Origin of the sequence: Stenotrophomonas sp. CASM106 (assembly GCF_049384825.1) — a bacterium.
GTDB classification, from domain to species: Bacteria; Pseudomonadota; Gammaproteobacteria; order Xanthomonadales; family Xanthomonadaceae; genus Stenotrophomonas; species Stenotrophomonas muris.
Window position 1 is genome coordinate 154,593 of record NZ_JBMRFS010000004.1, and the last position, 15,469, is coordinate 170,061.

At 61.3% G+C, this 15,469-nt stretch carries 11 protein-coding genes; 1 reads left to right on the top strand and 10 read right to left on the bottom strand.

The window, feature by feature from the left end:
• Positions 1-12: 12 nt before the first annotated feature.
• The 6 genes from VG556_RS11225 to VG556_RS11250 form a co-directional block, all read right to left on the bottom strand.
• The gene (locus VG556_RS11225; protein ID WP_049400892.1) at positions 13-3,150 is read right to left on the bottom strand and encodes an efflux RND transporter permease subunit; all 3,138 of its coding nucleotides are present in this window, start codon (positions 3,148-3,150) and stop codon (positions 13-15) included.
• A 9-nt stretch (positions 3,151-3,159) separates the two neighbouring features.
• The gene (locus tag VG556_RS11230) at positions 3,160-4,392 is read right to left on the bottom strand and encodes an efflux RND transporter periplasmic adaptor subunit (RefSeq protein ID WP_040006894.1); all 1,233 of its coding nucleotides are present in this window, start codon (positions 4,390-4,392) and stop codon (positions 3,160-3,162) included.
• Positions 4,389-5,639: a TolC family protein gene (locus VG556_RS11235; RefSeq protein WP_075075812.1), complete on the bottom strand. Its 1,251-nt coding sequence runs from the start codon at positions 5,637-5,639 to the stop codon at positions 4,389-4,391. The genes VG556_RS11230 and VG556_RS11235 overlap by 4 nt, the downstream gene beginning before the upstream one ends.
• An 88-nt stretch (positions 5,640-5,727) precedes the next feature.
• Entirely contained in the window at positions 5,728-6,093 is a 366-nt protein-coding gene (locus VG556_RS11240; protein ID WP_075075811.1) for a hypothetical protein, read from the bottom strand.
• Positions 6,094-6,222: 129 nt separating this feature from the next.
• On the bottom strand, positions 6,223-6,873 hold the full coding sequence (locus VG556_RS11245; protein ID WP_008264806.1) for a hypothetical protein: 651 nt from the start codon (positions 6,871-6,873) through the stop codon (positions 6,223-6,225).
• A 19-nt stretch (positions 6,874-6,892) separates the two neighbouring features.
• Positions 6,893-7,543 carry a HupE/UreJ family protein gene (locus VG556_RS11250; RefSeq protein WP_223224807.1) on the bottom strand — a complete coding sequence of 217 codons (651 nt, stop codon included), beginning with the start codon at positions 7,541-7,543 and terminating at the stop codon, positions 6,893-6,895.
• Between the two features lie 379 nt (positions 7,544-7,922).
• On the opposite strand from VG556_RS11250, the gene VG556_RS11255 reads away from it, so the two are divergent.
• Positions 7,923-8,246, top strand: coding sequence for a hypothetical protein (locus VG556_RS11255; RefSeq protein ID WP_008264507.1), 324 nt, complete (start codon positions 7,923-7,925; stop codon positions 8,244-8,246).
• Positions 8,247-8,357: 111 nt separating this feature from the next.
• On the opposite strand, the gene VG556_RS11260 is transcribed toward VG556_RS11255, so the two are convergent.
• The 4 genes from VG556_RS11260 to VG556_RS11275 form a co-directional block, all read right to left on the bottom strand.
• A complete protein-coding gene (locus VG556_RS11260) occupies positions 8,358-9,692 on the bottom strand; it encodes an MFS transporter (protein ID WP_008267238.1) in 1,335 nt (444 codons plus the stop codon).
• Positions 9,693-9,789: 97 nt separating this feature from the next.
• Positions 9,790-13,035, bottom strand: a complete 3,246-nt coding sequence (locus tag VG556_RS11265) for a CusA/CzcA family heavy metal efflux RND transporter (RefSeq protein WP_423179987.1) — start codon at positions 13,033-13,035, stop codon at positions 9,790-9,792.
• Positions 13,035-14,204, bottom strand: a complete 1,170-nt coding sequence (locus VG556_RS11270; protein WP_111144191.1) for an efflux RND transporter periplasmic adaptor subunit — start codon at positions 14,202-14,204, stop codon at positions 13,035-13,037. The genes VG556_RS11265 and VG556_RS11270 overlap by 1 nt, the downstream gene beginning before the upstream one ends.
• On the bottom strand, positions 14,205-15,428 hold the full coding sequence (locus VG556_RS11275) for a TolC family protein (RefSeq protein WP_008266451.1): 1,224 nt from the start codon (positions 15,426-15,428) through the stop codon (positions 14,205-14,207).
• Positions 15,429-15,469: the final 41 nt, after the last annotated feature.

Sequence of the window (15,469 nt, forward strand, 5' to 3'; positions counted from 1 at the left end):
AGATGGACGGGTTCACGCTGCGTCCTCCTTCCGCTCATCCCCTTCGCGGTGGATGAGGCGATAGAGCGCCGGCAACACCAGCAAGGTCAGCAGCGTGGAGGAGATGATTCCGCCGATAACGACCGTCGCCAGCGGGCGCTGAACTTCCGCGCCAGCCCCAACGTTTAGGGCCATTGGCAGGAAGCCCAGGCTGGCAACCAGGGCCGTCATCAGCACGGGGCGCAGCCGGGTCAGTGCACCTTCGGTTACCGCTTGGTGCAGGGGAGTGCCCTGTTCCCTAAGGCTCTTGATGAAGCTGATCATGACCAGGCCGTTGAGCACGGCGACGCCCGACAGCGCGATGAACCCCACGCCTGCAGAAATGGACAGGGGTATGTCACGCATCCACAGAGCCACCACGCCACCGGTCAACGCAAGTGGAACGCCGCTGAACACGATGGCAGCATCCTTGCCCGAGCCGAACGCCATGAAGAGCAAGCCGAAGATCATCACCAGGACGACCGGCACGACCACGGACAGCCGCTTGCTGGCAGAGATGAGCTGCTCGAAGGTACCGCCATACTCAATCCAGTAGCCTTCCGGCAACTGCACCTCCTGACCAACCTTCTCTCGCAGCTCCTCTACGAACGAACCAAGGTCGCGACCACGTACGTTGCTGGTGATGACGACGCGACGCTTGCCGTTCTCGCGACTGACCTGGTTTGGGCCTGGCGCAACTTCAACTTTAGCCAGCTGCCCCAGCGGAACGAACGCTCTCTGTTCGCCGGAACTGGCCCCGACGGCGACGGCTACCGGTAGCGATGCGAGCGTCCGGGTGTCCTGACGCAGGTTCTCGGGCAGACGAACGACGATGTCGAAGCGACGATCACCCTCAAAGACCTGACCGACCGCCTCACCGCCCAGCGCAACAGAGATGGTCTTCTGGACCTCGTCGATCGAAACGCCATAGCGGGCCAAAGCACCCAGGTCAGGCGTGATGGTCATAAGAGGCAGACCACTGATCTGCTCTAACTTCACGTCTGCGGCGCCTGGGATGGAACCTGCGGCGTCCTCGATCTGGCTGCCGATCTGCGCCAGCTGATCCAGGTCGTCACCGTACAACTTCACCGCCACCTCGGCGCGTACACCGGCAATCAGCTCGTTCATGCGCATCTGCACGGGCTGGGTGAACTCGTAGTTGTTGCCGGGAATTGCTCGGACAGCCTTCTCCAGCTCAGCAATGAGCTGCGCCTTTGGCTTGCGGGGATCAGGCCATTGGTCGCGATCCTTGAGCATGATGAAGGTGTCTGCGACCGACGGTGGCATGGGGTCGGTCGCTACCTCTGCTGTGCCGATCTTTGCGACAACCTCATCCACCTCGGGGAACTTCTTGATGGTCGCTTCAAGCTGGCGCTGCATGCCGATGGCTTGCGTCAGACTAGTGCCGGGAATGCGCAGCGCGTGAAGCGCAATATCACCTTCGTCCAGATTCGGAATGAACTCAGTGCCCATGCGACTGGCCAGAAGACCCGCCAGTACGGTGAGGACGGCTGCACCACCCACAACCAGTTTGCGAGCACTGACTGCCCGCTCCAGCATCGGGCCATACAGCTTGGTTACGCCCCGCATAGCCTTGGTTTCCTTCTCCGAGACCTTGCCCGTGACAAACTGAGCAACCGCAGCGGGAACGAACGTGAGGGACAATGCCATCGCACCAGTCAGCGCGATAACGACGGTCAGGGCCATCGGGTGGAACATCTTTCCTTCCACGCCGGAGAGCGCAAAGATCGGGATGTAGACGGCGGCAATGATGAACAAGCCGAACAAGCTGGGCTTGATCACCTCGGCACTGGCGCTGGCGGCCAAAGCAAAGCGCTCATCCCGGGTCAACAGACGCCCCAGGGCGTGCTGACGCTCGCCGAAGCGGCGCAGACAGTTCTCAACAATGATGACCGCGCCGTCGACGATCAGACCGAAGTCCAGCGCACCCAAGCTCATCAGATTTGCTGAGACACGGTTCTGGACCATGCCGGAGATGGTCAGCAGCATGGTCAAAGGAATGACCGCGGCCGTGATCAGTGCGGCGCGAAGATTTCCGAGCAGAAGGAACAGCACCGCAATGACCAGCAGGGCACCTTCCAGTAGGTTCTTCTTGACGGTTTCAATGGTGCGGTCGACCAGCTCCGTACGGTCATAGACCGCATGCGCGCGGACACCTTCTGGAAGCGTCTCGTCGATCTCCTTCAGCTTGGCAGCGGTTCGCTGAGCGACTTCGCGGCTGTTCTCACCAATGAGCATGAATGCAGTACCAAGTACCACTTCCTTGCCATCTTTGGTCGCTGCACCCGTTCGCAGTTCGGTGCCCTCGTGAACGTCTGCGAGGTCACCGACGCGAAGCGGCAGCCCCTCGCGATTGGCGACCACGATCTTGCGCAGGCCGTCCATGTCCGCCACTTGGCCAGGAACGCGCACAAGGTACTGTTCACCACTCTTTTCAATGTAGCCGGCACCCACGTTCGCATTGCTGCGCGCCACGGCCTCCATCACATCCTGCATGGTCAGCTCGTACGCCTGAAGCTTGCGCGGGTCAGGCGTGATGTGGAACTGCCGCACATAGCCACCGACGGTGTTGACCTCTGTAACACCTTTCAGATGTCGCATCTGGGGGCGTACCACCCAATCCTGGAGGGTACGAAGCGCCATCGGCGTCCAGGTCTCTTCAGCACCCTTCTCGGCTTCCACGGTGTACATGAAGATCTCACCGAGACCGGTGGCGACCGGGCCCAGCGTTGGCTTCAGCCCAGTTGGGAGCTGGGATGCGGCTTGCTGCAAGCGCTCGGCCACCTGCTGCCGCGCGAAGTAGATGTCGGTACCGTCTTCGAATACAACGGTGACCTGGGAGAGACCATAACGCGAGATGGACCGCGTGTACTCCAGCTTGGCTAAGCCGGCCAAGGCTGTCTCGACGGGGAACGTTACCCGCTGCTCTGCCTCCAGTGGAGAGTAGCCCGGTGCTTCGGTGTTGATCTGGACCTGGACATTGGTGATGTCAGGGACGGCGTCGATTGGCAGCCTGCTGTAGTTCCAGATGCCCAAGCCTGACAGCGCCAGGACCAGAAGCAGCACAAGCCATCTATGCGCGATGGACGCGCGAATGATTCGCTCTAGCATGATGGATCCTTAGTGGTCGTGGCTGGCGCCAGACTTCTCGATGTCTGCACGGATCAGATAGCTCTGCTCGGCGACGTACCGCGTTCCGGGCTTCAGTCCGCCAAGAACCTCTGCCCACTCGCCATCACGCTTTCCAAGCTCAAGCATGCGCACCTCATAGGTATCGCCCACCTGCGCAAATACGACGGTAAAGTCGCGAAATCGCTGGAGCCCTGACTCTTTGACGGCCAGTGGAACAGGTGTCTCGGCAATGATGACCTCGGCCGAGACAGCCATTCCTGGACGCCACTTGCCGTCACCATTGGGGATACTCACGCGCGCAACCACGCTTTGGCCGCTGCTTGCCAGCGGAAGCAGGCTTTGGAGCCTACCTTCAGTCTCCAAGGCACCCGTGGCGGAACGGATCCGCACTGCTTGACCTGGAGCGAGACGCTCGGCGTCAGTGCCCAGAGCTCGTAGATCGACCCAGACCTCTGACAGATCGGCAACGTCGAACAGTGTGTTGTCGGCGGCCACATCACCAACACTGGTGTTGCGCGCAAGAACGATGCCGCTGAAGGGAGCAATCACCGCGTAGGTGCGCATGCTGTCATTGCCTTCAACCGTCGCCAGCGTCTGCCCTGCGGAAACGCGTTGGCCCATCTCGACCGACACGCTGCGGACAATACCTGGGAATCGTGCTTTGACGGCGGCCTGGCGGCCAGTGTTGACCGCGATGTTCCCCATCAGCGTGACCGTATCGCGGATAGTGCCAGCGGTAGCCTCTTCCACCACCACACCCGCATCCTTGGCAGCGCTTGGCTCGATGGTGGTACGGCCCTCATAGGACTGATAGGACCAGGTGTGTGTCTTTCCTCCTACCACTGCGTCTGCCTTCACGTCGAAAGAATGAGGTTCCACGACCTCGCCGTTCCCCACGAGATAGTCGTTTTCGGCGGTGAAAGTGAAATCATTGACCTCACCGTCGAGGCGCTTCAACTGCATTGTTGCCTTCACCTCATTCGGTGAGATCGGCTTGTCATTTCGATAGGCGTAGAGGCGGAACTGAGGAGGCGTGTTGGTTTCATAGACGGTGACTTCAAGTGCGAAATCACCATCGCGGAGCATGCGACCGCGGTTGGGGCCGCGCTCGTAGTCGCCGGCCGCGGCGGTGGACTCTGCGGCTTCTTTCTCAACCGGCTTTTCACCGCCACAGGCGGCCAGTGCCAGCGGAAGCAACATAAGAAGGGCGTAACGATTCATGGGCGGATATCCTGGGCGGAGGCGGTGAGGCGATCTGCCTCGACCAGCAATCGGAGATAGAGTGCGGCGGACTCGACTTCGCGCTCACGAAGGTCGAACAGCGTCTTCTGCGCCTGGCTCAATGCGAGATAGGAGAATCGACCCTCCTCGAAGCCACGACGGCTCTGATTCATCGCCTGCTCCGCCTTGGGGAGCTGCCGCTCACGAACGGAGGTGACCTCCAACTGCGCTTGGCGCAGCTGTTGATAGACTCCGAACAGCTCCTGGTTGAGCTCCAACATTTGTGCTTCACGGCGTGACTTGAGCGCACTCAGTTCGTAGTCGACTTCGGATACCGAGTAGGCTGATCGACGCCGGGTTCCCAAGGGAACCGAGATCGACATGACCAAGCCACTGTCCTTCGTTGCTTCAAGACGGCGAAGTCCAAATCCAACACTCACGTCAGGCTTCGCGCTGGAAACGGCGACATCGCGGCGCGCGGCAAGAATTCTGGACTGGGCATCGAAGGCACGTTGCTGTGGCGCGTTCTGAAGGCGTTCGGACAGCGTCTGGTAGTCATCCAGCGGGGGGAGGATGTTTGTATCGCCGGCGACGGTGTCGAAGTCAGCGGTGAAAGAGCCCCAGGAAGACGCAAGCGCCATGCGCGATGCCTCCAACCGCTGGACTGCTTGATCACGCTTGAGCTCTGCATCGGCCAGGGCGATTTCAGCGGCCCTCAGGTCTGAGTCCGGGTTCCGTGCCGCAGAGACCCAGCGGGCCACCTCTCGCTGGAGCGCGCGGGCCATACGAATCCGCTCTTCCGCATGCTCGACATGCTCCTGCGCCGCAAGCACGTCGATGAATCGACCAGCGGTGCGTGTGGCGATGGCCACCCGGGTCACATCAGCCTCTCGCTGGGCTGCATCGACCTCCGCGCCGCCAAGCGCTTGGCGGGCCGCCCGCTTGCCACCCAGTTCCAGAATCTTGGATACCCGGAACGTTGCCTCGGCAGCGTCCATACCTCGCACGCTGCCACTACCGGCCACGTTCTCCAGTTCTCCGCCGAGCACCAACGGGGCTGCTAAGCCCTCTCGCGCCGCACGGTTCTTTGTCGCCTCTATTTGTGCGGCATCTGCCTGCACGCTTGGGTGAGTGCCAAGGGCGCGGGCAACCGCATCCTCCAGGCGCAGCACTTCGGCGGCGTGGCCAGGAAGGGCCACACCGCAGGCGCCGGCAACAGCCAGCGCCCACACACTACGGAATTTCACGGAAGCCTCCGGAAAGAAAGTCAGAACGACGCGCCGCGTCCCGCTACACGGGAGGCGCGCTCAGGCTGCTAGAGCGCAGCTAGGGTCGTCAGACGATCGGAGGTCGGAAGGGTGACGCCGGGTGCCCTGCAGGCACCCTCAGAAGTCGCAGAGCATGGACTTCACCGGCCAGCGGTAGTGAAGCCAGGTAGACGTGGGGCGTGAACAAGCTTCCAGCGAAACTCGCGTCTGCCTGATGCAGTACCGCATGAGCGCCAGTGGCGTGATCCGGGTCCAGATTGTCGCCCGCACCGCCGGCATGTGAATGGCCATGATCCACCGCTGCTGCGATGTCATGTTCCAATCCGTGCAGTTCGCTGAGCTGGATCACCATCGGCCGCGCAACGACACTCAACAGCATCAGCGCAAAGAAGCTGATCCTGAGGGCAAGGCCGTGGCGGGCGGAAAGACGCATATGGGTTAGCTTAAGCGGGGCTGGCTGGGGTTGTCGAGGGGCCGAAACTGGGCGCAGCCCATCGGAAATACCCCACATAGGGCGGTGGCCGGGCCTTAAGCGCACCCGGCCACCGCTCACCGCTGCGGTTTACATCTTCTTGATCAACTCGTACTCCCCTCCGGTGCGGAGCAGAAGCGTTACGGGCTCCTCGCCCCTGTTGCGCCAGAACCATCCGTGGTTGCCATCGAAGGCAGCCAGGAGCACCCCCTGCTTGGTGGCTTCCCCTCGACCCTTCTCATAGCTGATCGCTCGACCGCCGCCGTCTCCGTGGGTGTCGAAGTTCACGACGCCGCCTTCAACAGACCACTGGTAGCTGGCGCGCTCGCCCGCCTTCATGACGAGCTTGATCTCGGTGCCCTGGCCCGGCGTCAGGACAACCTGTTCTTCGTCCCGCCATTCGGCAGCGGTGGCCGCATTACTCGCGGCAGGCTTCTGAGCAACTTCAACGGTCTTACGGTTCTGCGTGGACACCTGCGTCAGCAGGGCGGCTGCCTCGTCTTCGGCGGCCTTTGCGTCCATCGCAGCGTCAGCTGCCGCTTCCTCGGCAAGCTGTTCCTTGATCTCCCCCATTTCCTTCAGACCAAGTACCCGACCAACACCAGTGGGATCGATTCCGTACTCAGATGGCATCACCACTCCAACCAGGAGGATGATGGCGATGCCGGCGGCAATTGCGGTGGTGCGTCCCAGCTGGCGGCTGGTGGGAAGGTCGCCTTCGGCGGGCTTACTGTTGTACATGATGTAGTTCTCTTGAAAGTCAGGAAACGAAGTAGCCAGTGAGCTGCATGCCGATCAGAATGAATCCGGCGCAGAGCATGGCGGCATTGGCGGTGTAGGCGTGCTTGAAGAAGCTGGGCGTGCGGCGCCAGTAGCCCATTGCGATCAGAATCGCGCCAAGCGAGAGGATCTGGCCGATCTCCACGCCGACGTTGAACGCAAGCAGGTTGGGCAACAGACCATCGGGTGAGATGTCGTACTCGATGATCTTGGTTGACAGACCAAAGCCGTGGAACAGGCCGAAGATCAACGTCGCAACCTTTGTGTTTGGCTGGAAGCCGAACCAACGCTGGTAGGCGCCCAGATTGTCCAAGGCCTTGTAGACCACAGACAGACCAATGATTGCGTCGATCAGGTAGCTGTTGATGCCCACGTTGAACAGCACACCCAGCAGCATCGTTGTGGAGTGCCCGATCGCGAACAGCGTCACATACAGCGCGACATGCTTCATCCGGTACAGGAAGAACACCACGCCCAGGAGGAACAGGATGTGGTCATAGCCGGTGGCCATGTGTTTCGCGCCCAGATAGGCGAATGCGATCAGATTTACTCCAGATATTTCCTGGATGTAGCCCTTGTCGCCTTCGGCGATCGCGTGAGCCAACGCCCCGTCAGCTGTGAGTAGCAGCATGAACAGGGAAAGCAGTGCGAGTAGAGTTCGCGGCCAGTGCGACAGTAGTGGGGGTTGGAGAAGGACGCGCGAGAGCGTCCCGGATTCAGAACTGGGGATCATGATGAGGATCTACGAATGCGGTCAGCGGACCTCCGCCAAAGCTATCCGCTACGACACTGGGAACCGGCGCAACGTGCTACGAGTGCGCAGAAGGCGCGCACGGCACGTCACACGGATCACTGCGCGTAAGCGGGGTCCGGGCGGGGAACGAATGAATAATTTCTTGCAGCGACGAACGTCCAGTAAGGATTGACTGGACGGGCGCTGCCAAGCCTCTGCTCAGTGCGAGCACGAGGCCTGGGTCTCAGGCGATAGGAGGCCTGAACAGGGATGAGCGATGATGCTGAAGCTCTGCCGCTGGCTGGTGCCAGGGATGGATATCGCTCAGATCAACTCGAGCGGGTCCAGCAAGGCTGGCCAAGATGCCTACAGAAGCCGTCAGATCGGCCTGGTGCAACAGGCTGTGCAATCCAACCGCGTGTTCAAGATCACGGTCTGCGGCATCACTCACCCCAACATGGGGGTGACCATGTTCCACCGCAGCCTGCACGATGTGCTGCAAGCCGTGCAGCTCACCCAGATGATTCAGGACGGGTCGCACGAGCAGACTCGCCACCAGCATCATGAAGATGCAGCTGCGCAACAGCACGCTGGTTGGTAGACGAAGGGATCGCACGGGCAAAGACTAGAGGCTTGTTCTGGCAAAGTCGATATGACAACGTCGGGCGCGAGCGGTGAAAATGCCCTCTCGCGCCCCTTGTTCAAGTTTCCGTCATCCAGGCCAACGAGGGTGCACGTCGTCGATGACATACCGATGTGAATGCTTGCCGTTGGAAGAGGCGTGTTCCGCCCAGTGGGGATGGTCCGCAGCCAGATCGTCGTGACCGTGGGAAATCTCGTCCGGGTCATGGGCGGGCCAGATTCTCCAGGCGAACACGAATCCGGCGATGCCGACTACTGCCAGTGCCATGATCGCCACTGGCATTCCAAACTTCGCACCCACGGTTCCCGCCAGAGGGTAGGCAATCAGCCAACACACGTGGGAGAGAGAGAACTGCGCTGCGAACAGGAATGGCAGATCGGTGGATTCCGCTGATCGTCGCAGCAATCTGCCGCCAGGAGTCACCAGCCCCGCATAGCTCATCCCCAACAATGCCCAGCCGGCGAGCACGATGGGCCAACCTATGGAGGAGGGCGAGAGCAGCCAGGTAAGACTGAGGGTCACAAGTACAATGCACATTGCAAGGGCTGCGGAGAGCATCACACGCCTGTCAGCCACCCGATCGAGAACCTTGGGGAGGACAAGCGCCGTCAGCATCGAACCGCCACCGAAAGCTGCCAGCGCCCATGCCACCTGTGACTCTGCTCCGCCGAGAACGTTGCGCACCACGACGACAGTGTTCACGAACACCATGGCGCCGCCGGCGGCCGCACACAGATTAAGGGCAAGCAACCCTTTCAGCCTGGGCGTCTTCAGGTAGATCCGCATTCCTCGAATCGCGCGGGCGTAGGGACCGTCCTTTCTCAGGGAAGGAGCAACGAAGGGGAATGCAGTTGAGAACACCAGCATGGCGGATATCACGAAGCCTACGGACGTACCAGCGAACAGGCCGTGGAAGCTGATCAGCGTCAGCAGAGCAGCGGCCAACGCGGGACTCAGCAGGCTCTCCAGGTCATAGGCCAGGCGCGACAGGGACAGTGCTCGGGTGTAGTCGCGTTCCTCCTTCAGGATTTCCGGGATCGTCGACTGGAACAGAGGGGTGAAGCACGCCGAGGCCGACTGCAGCAAGGCAATGAGCAGGTACACCTGCCAGATCTGGTTGACGAACGGCAGACAAAGCGCCGCGCCCGCCCGCACCAGGTCGAGGGCAATAAGCACCGGTTTGCGTAGATTTGCCGGGACGATCGCTCCGGACAGAGGGGCCAACAGCACGTAGACAATCATCTTGATTGCCAGAGCCGTACCTAGCACAGCGCCCGCCTCAGCCCCCGCCAGGTCATAGGCCAAAAGAGAGAGCGCCACGGTAGCCAAGCCCGTGCCGATCAGCGCGATAACCTGCGCAGCGAACAGGTTCCTGAATGTTGGAAAGCGTAGGACCTCGATCATGGCTCACCTCTAGATGGAACAGTGGAAAGCGCCGCTGCCCTGCGGATCGTAATCCGATCCGTAGGGCAGGACGTGAAGCCGTGGAAGGGGCTTGTGCTCAATCGACTTCGGGTACCGGCAGGGGGTCTTCAATGCCCGCGGCCTTCCTGCGCGCAGTTCTTCGGAGTACCAGCCCGCACAGCGCAGGCAGCACGAACAGCGTCAGTACGGTTGCCGTGGCAAGACCCCCGATAACCACTGTAGCCAGTGGCTTCTGCACTTCGGCGCCCGTACCCGTTGCAATCGCCATCGGGACGAAGCCCAGGGAGGCAACCAGCGCGGTCATAAGAACCGGTCTGACGCGCTCCATTGCACCCAGTTCGACCGCCTCATCTGGCGGAAGCCCCTCGTGCAGGCGTTTCTTGATCGCGGAGATCAGAACCAGGCCGTTGAGCACCGCGACACCAGATACCGCGATGAAGCCCACAGCGGCTGAGATCGAGAAGGGGATTCCTCTCAACGCCAATGCGAAGAATCCACCGGCCAGAGCAAGTGGCACTGCAGTCAGTACCGTACCTGTCAGCAAACCGTTGCCAATCGCCATGTAGAGGACGGCCGCAATGAGGATGAAGCAGAGAGGCACAATGATCGCCAGTCGCTTCGTTGCTGCCTGCAGATTTTGGAACTGCCCGCCCCATTCGATCCAGGAACCGGTGGGCAACTGCACCTGCTGGCCAATAGCCGCCTTGGCGTCGTCAACGAAGCTACCCAGGTCACGCCCGACCACATTCGCTTCCACATAGATTCGACGTTTGCCATTGTCGCGGCTGACTTCGTTCAGACCCTGCGTGAAGCGGAAGCTGACCAATTCACGAAGCGGAACAGACTGACGGCCTTCCTGACTGCCTGGCGGCAGCATGACCGGAACGGCTCCCAGTACATCGAGATCGCTGCGGTCCACACGGGGCAGACGAACCACTACGTCGAAGCGCCGATCACCTTCGAAGATCTGGCCCGCCATGCGACCTGCCAGCGCAGCAGACACTGTGTCGGCCACTTCCTTGACGGTCAGTCCGTAACGGGCGATCGCGGCCCGGTCGAATGCCATGTCAAAGGTCGGGAAGCCTCCCGTTTGCGCCACACGGACATCCGATGCGCCCGGAATCTTCTTGAGGACGCTCGCAATCTTGTCAGCGCTGCCGGCAAGCGCCGTCAGGTCTTCGCCATAGATCTTGACTGCAACGTCGCTACGAACGCCGCCGATCAGCTCATTGAAGCGCATCTCGATGGGCTGGGTGGCGTCATAGTTGTTACCAACAAGAAAGGCTGTCTTCTCTCGAATCCTCTCGATCACCTGCTCTTTGGTCTTCACTCCATCCGGCCATTGGTCCTTGGGCTTGAGGATCACGTAGTTGTCGGACGCGTTGGGCGGCATGGGATCTGCGGCCAGGCTTGCGGTACCGGCCTTGGAGTACACCGTCTGTACCTCCGGCAACGTCATCAGTGCCTTCTCAAGAGGAAGGTCGATGGCGACGGACTGCTCGATCGATGTGGACGGGATGCGAACGGAGGACAGGTTGAGATTCTGCTCATCCAATGTGGGCATGAACTCCCGACCCACAAAGCCAAAGGCCACAACGCCGGCCACCAGGACGCCAAGACCACCGGCCAGGTAGGGCATGGGTTGGCGGATTGCGCTGCGAAGCATCGGCTGATAGCGGCTCTTGGTGGCAGCGACTACCCGTACTTCTTTCTCGGAAATGTGGCCCTTGAGCATGACCGCCACCATCGCCGGAACGAAAGTGAGGGAGAGCACGAATGCAGAGGCCAGCGCCAGCATCAGGGTAATTACCATCGGGGAGAACATCTTTCCCTCGACGCCCTGGAAGGTCAGGCATGGCACGAAGACCAGGAAGATGACCGCCTGCCCATACACGGTCGGGCGGACCATCTCCTTGGACGAGGCGATCGTTTCATGCAGCCGCTCCGATAGATTGAGTGGGCGCCCAAGTGCATGCTGTCGCTCTGCCAAACGGCGCAGCGCGTTCTCGACGATGATGACCGCGCCGTCGATGATCAGGCCAAAGTCGAGCGCACCCAGACTCATCAGGTTGCCAGAGATCCCGAGCTTGTTCATGCCGATCGCGGTGATCAGCAGGGACAACGGAATCACCAATGCAGCAATGACAGCAGCTCGCCAGTTTCCGAGCAATGCAAATAGGATGACCACGACTAGAAGAGCGCCTTCGGCCAGGTTCTTGGCGACGGTCTTGATCGTTGCGACAACCAGCTGGGATCGGTCCAGCGTGGGAACAATCCTCACGCCCGGCGGCATGGTCTTGCCGATCTCCTGCAGCTTGTCACCCACTGCGGCCGCCACAGTTCGGCTGTTGGCGCCAACCAGCATGAGTGCGCTGCCAACGACGGTCTCGTAGCCATTGCGGCTGGCGGCACCGCGGCGGAGCTCACCGTCAACGACCACACGTGCGACGTCTCCCACTGTTACGGGAACTCCGTTGCGATCGCCCACAACGGCACGGGCAATCTCGTCCACGGAGCGGATGCGGGCGTCTGCGCGCACCAGATAGGACTCGCCCGACCTCTGGATGTAGTCTGCTCCGACCGACAGGTTGGCATCCTGCAACGCGTCGGCTAGGTCGGTATAGGAGAACCCGTACTCTGCGAGCTTGCTCGCATTGGGCTCAACGACATACTCCTTGACGTAGCCGCCGAGGCTGTCGACGTCTGCTACGCCCGGCGTCGTGCGCAGCTGAGGCCGCACAATCCAGTCCTGGACTGTGCGCAAGTAGGCCAGACGTGCCATGTTGTCCGTCAGCCGTTCCCCCTGATCAGTCAGGAACGAACCGTCGCTTTGCCAGCCAGGCTTACCATCATTTCGCGGGGCATCTTTGCCATCTGGGTGGGTGAATTCAACGCTGTAGTGGAATACTTCGCCCAACCCGGTCGAAACCGGGCCCATCAGCGGTTCGGCACCCTCCGGCAACTGGGGCCGAGCCTGAGTCAGTCGCTCGGTGACCTGTTGGCGCATGAAGTAGAGGTCTGCGCTCTCATCGAAGATCACCGTGACCTGGCTGAAGCCGTTGCGCGAGAACGACCGGGTGTTCGCGACGCCCCGAAGTCCTGCCATCGCGGTCTCGATCGGGTAGGTAACGCGCTTCTCGACCTCCACTGGACTCAGCGTCGGGATGACGGTGTTGATCTGGACCTGCTTGTTCGTGATATCCGGAGTCACGTCGATCGGTAGCAGGTTCAGTTGCCACCCGCCGATCACCGCAATCACCAGTGTGATGAACAGAACCAGCCAGCGGTGCCGTACGGCACCCGTAAGTACTTGCTCGATCATTACTCGTCTCCGCCCGACTTTTTCATCTCGGCCTTCACCAGAAACGCATTACGGGTAGCAACCGGGGTTCCCGCAGTGACGCCAGAAAGGATCTGCGCCATACCACCGCTACGGAGGCCAATGAAGACCGGCTGTGCAGTGAACCCCTTACTGGTTCTGACGAAGAGGACGTCTTTTCCGTCGATGTTCTGGACCGCCTCTTCCGAGACAGACAGCCCCTCACCCGATCCGGAAGCGGTGACCAGCCGGACCTGCACACCGTCACCCACAACCAATCCGTTCGCCTCTGCGCTCGGGGTGATTACGACTGTGGCAGCCCTTGTCAGCCCACCTACGGCGGCAGCAACTGAACGGACCTTGCCTGAGGTGACGCTTCCGTCGGAGCGGGTAATGGACGCGCTGTCGCCGGCCTTGATCCGACCGGTGTCACCCGCACGAACGGAGGCCTGAATCTCCGCGCCATTGGAACCTGTGACCCTATAGAGGGAGGCCTGCGGCTCGACGAAAGCGCCCAGAGTCACTTGCGAGCTGCTGATGGTTCCATCGATAGGGCTGATGACGTTGACGCTACCTCCTCCATCCACATTGGCGGTGCGTGCCACCAGGGCAGCGCGTTGTGCTTCTGCTTGCGCTGTGAGATAAGCGGCGCGACTCGCCTCGGCCTCTTGTCGTGCCAACACGCCCTGTGCGAGCAACGACTCATCGCGCTTGACGTTCTTTTCGGCGAGGGAGAGGCTGGCGCTGGCCACACGAAGGTCAGCCGCAATACGGGCCCCATCAGGGCTGGCTACGCGTGCCAGCACTTCGCCCTTCTTCACCTTGTCGCCCACCTGCCGGATGACATCGGTGACGTTACCGGCCGCACGTGCCACCACGACGGCCTCACCACCGGGGATTGCCACGACCGAACCCGATGCGGTGATGTTCGCCGCTACCTGAGCGGAAGTGACGGGCTCCACCGAGATCCCCGCAGCGGCAACATACTCCTTGGGAATCGCGACTTCCTGAGCCGCCTCCGCCGGCGCACTGGCGCTGGCTTCGTCTTTCGCGGGGTCGACCACCGTCTCTGAAGGGGCGGATAAGCGTGCAATGCCAAATCCTGCGCCAAGCGCCAAGGTAGCCACGCCGATCATCGTCAGGGTGTTAACAGCCGGAATACTTCTCTTCATCTACATGTCTCCAAAGGCAATCTGACCGCTGGCCACGGCGAGCGATGCGTAGGCGGCAACGCGTGCGAGTCGTGCATCCACCACGCTCAGCCTCGCGTCCGTCAGCGTGCGACGGCTAAGCAGCAGCTCAACCAGTGGGGTTCTACCGGCCTCGTATCCCAAGCGCGCCATTCGGTAGGCTTCCGTGGCTGCTTCCTCTCCCTTGGAGGCAGCGATCAGTCCTCGCTTGGCGGCGTCAACACGCGCAAGCGCAGTCGCACGGTCCGCCTGGCTCTGGAGGCGTGCGGCATCCAATCGAGCACGGGCGGCGTCGCTCCGTGCTCGAGCCGCGCTGATCCCGCCACTGTTCCGGTCAAACAATGGGATGCTCAGAGACACGCCGACGACCAATGCGTCCCCACCGGCGGCGAAGTTGCGACGGCCTGCGGTGAGGTTCAGGTCCGGTGCCCGCTTGAAGCGTTCAGTGCGCAGAACCGCATCGCTCGCGTCGACGTCTGCCTTCGCAGACAGGACAGATGCCGAATCGACGTTCGCAATTGCGGGCGCAACCCACTCGCGCACCAGGAGTGACTCGGACGTGCCTGAGTAGGGTTCCGCTCTTCCCGCCAGTACTGACAGTTGCTCGAGAGCTGCAGCCGCCTCTGCCTCTCTTGAGGCGGCAATCGCTTCTGCTGAGCTCAAGCCTGCCTGGGCTTGTGCTACGCGCAGGCTGGCCTCCTTTCCTGCGTCAACCAGCGCCTGAGCTGCCTTCAGGTCGCCTCTGGCGCGATCAACATCTTCGGCAGCAATGTCGCGCCGTATCAGCCCAGCTTCGGAAGACGCGTAGGCAACAGCCAAGGCTGCGGCGAATTCGACTTGCGCCTGGTGCTGGCGAGCTTCGGCCGCCTGCAGCCCTTTCTCTCCCGCCTGGATTCGAGCCCCACGTTGGCCAAAGATCTCGAGTGGCTGGCTGATGGTGTAGGTCGTCTGCCGCTGGCTCGCGCCATTGCTGGGGGGAGCGTTGAGATTCTCTGCGAGGGCATCAATGGTGGGGTTACGTAGCGCTCGCGCTTGGCGGGCTTCGCCCGCAGCGGCAGCTGTGTCGAACCCCTTTTCCTGAAGGAAGGGGGATTGGGCCCTGCTCTGCTCGAGCAACGCGCTGAAGTTCGGGGCGTCCGAGGCATAGGCCGCAGAGATACTGGTCAGGGCCAGCATCACCGTCAGGGCAAGCAATGATGGTTTCATGAGGATCCGGTGCAGTGGGGCCGCAATCTCGGCCGTCTTTC

Excerpts from the sequence above, each read along its gene's own strand:
- VG556_RS11245 (WP_008264806.1), bottom strand. The coding sequence starts at position 6,873 with ATGTACAACAGTAAGCCCGCCGAAGGCGACCTTCCCACCAGCCGCCAG.
- VG556_RS11240 (WP_075075811.1), bottom strand. The coding sequence starts at position 6,093 with ATGCGTCTTTCCGCCCGCCACGGCCTTGCCCTCAGGATCAGCTTCTTT.
- VG556_RS11250 (WP_223224807.1), bottom strand. The coding sequence starts at position 7,543 with ATGCTGCTACTCACAGCTGACGGGGCGTTGGCTCACGCGATCGCCGAA.
- VG556_RS11265 (WP_423179987.1), bottom strand. The coding sequence starts at position 13,035 with ATGATCGAGCAAGTACTTACGGGTGCCGTACGGCACCGCTGGCTGGTT.
- VG556_RS11225 (WP_049400892.1), bottom strand. The coding sequence starts at position 3,150 with ATGCTAGAGCGAATCATTCGCGCGTCCATCGCGCATAGATGGCTTGTG.
- VG556_RS11270 (WP_111144191.1), bottom strand. The coding sequence starts at position 14,204 with ATGAAGAGAAGTATTCCGGCTGTTAACACCCTGACGATGATCGGCGTG.
- VG556_RS11230 (WP_040006894.1), bottom strand. The coding sequence starts at position 4,392 with ATGAATCGTTACGCCCTTCTTATGTTGCTTCCGCTGGCACTGGCCGCC.
- VG556_RS11260 (WP_008267238.1), bottom strand. The coding sequence starts at position 9,692 with ATGATCGAGGTCCTACGCTTTCCAACATTCAGGAACCTGTTCGCTGCG.
- VG556_RS11275 (WP_008266451.1), bottom strand. The coding sequence starts at position 15,428 with ATGAAACCATCATTGCTTGCCCTGACGGTGATGCTGGCCCTGACCAGT.
- VG556_RS11255 (WP_008264507.1), top strand. The coding sequence starts at position 7,923 with ATGATGCTGAAGCTCTGCCGCTGGCTGGTGCCAGGGATGGATATCGCT.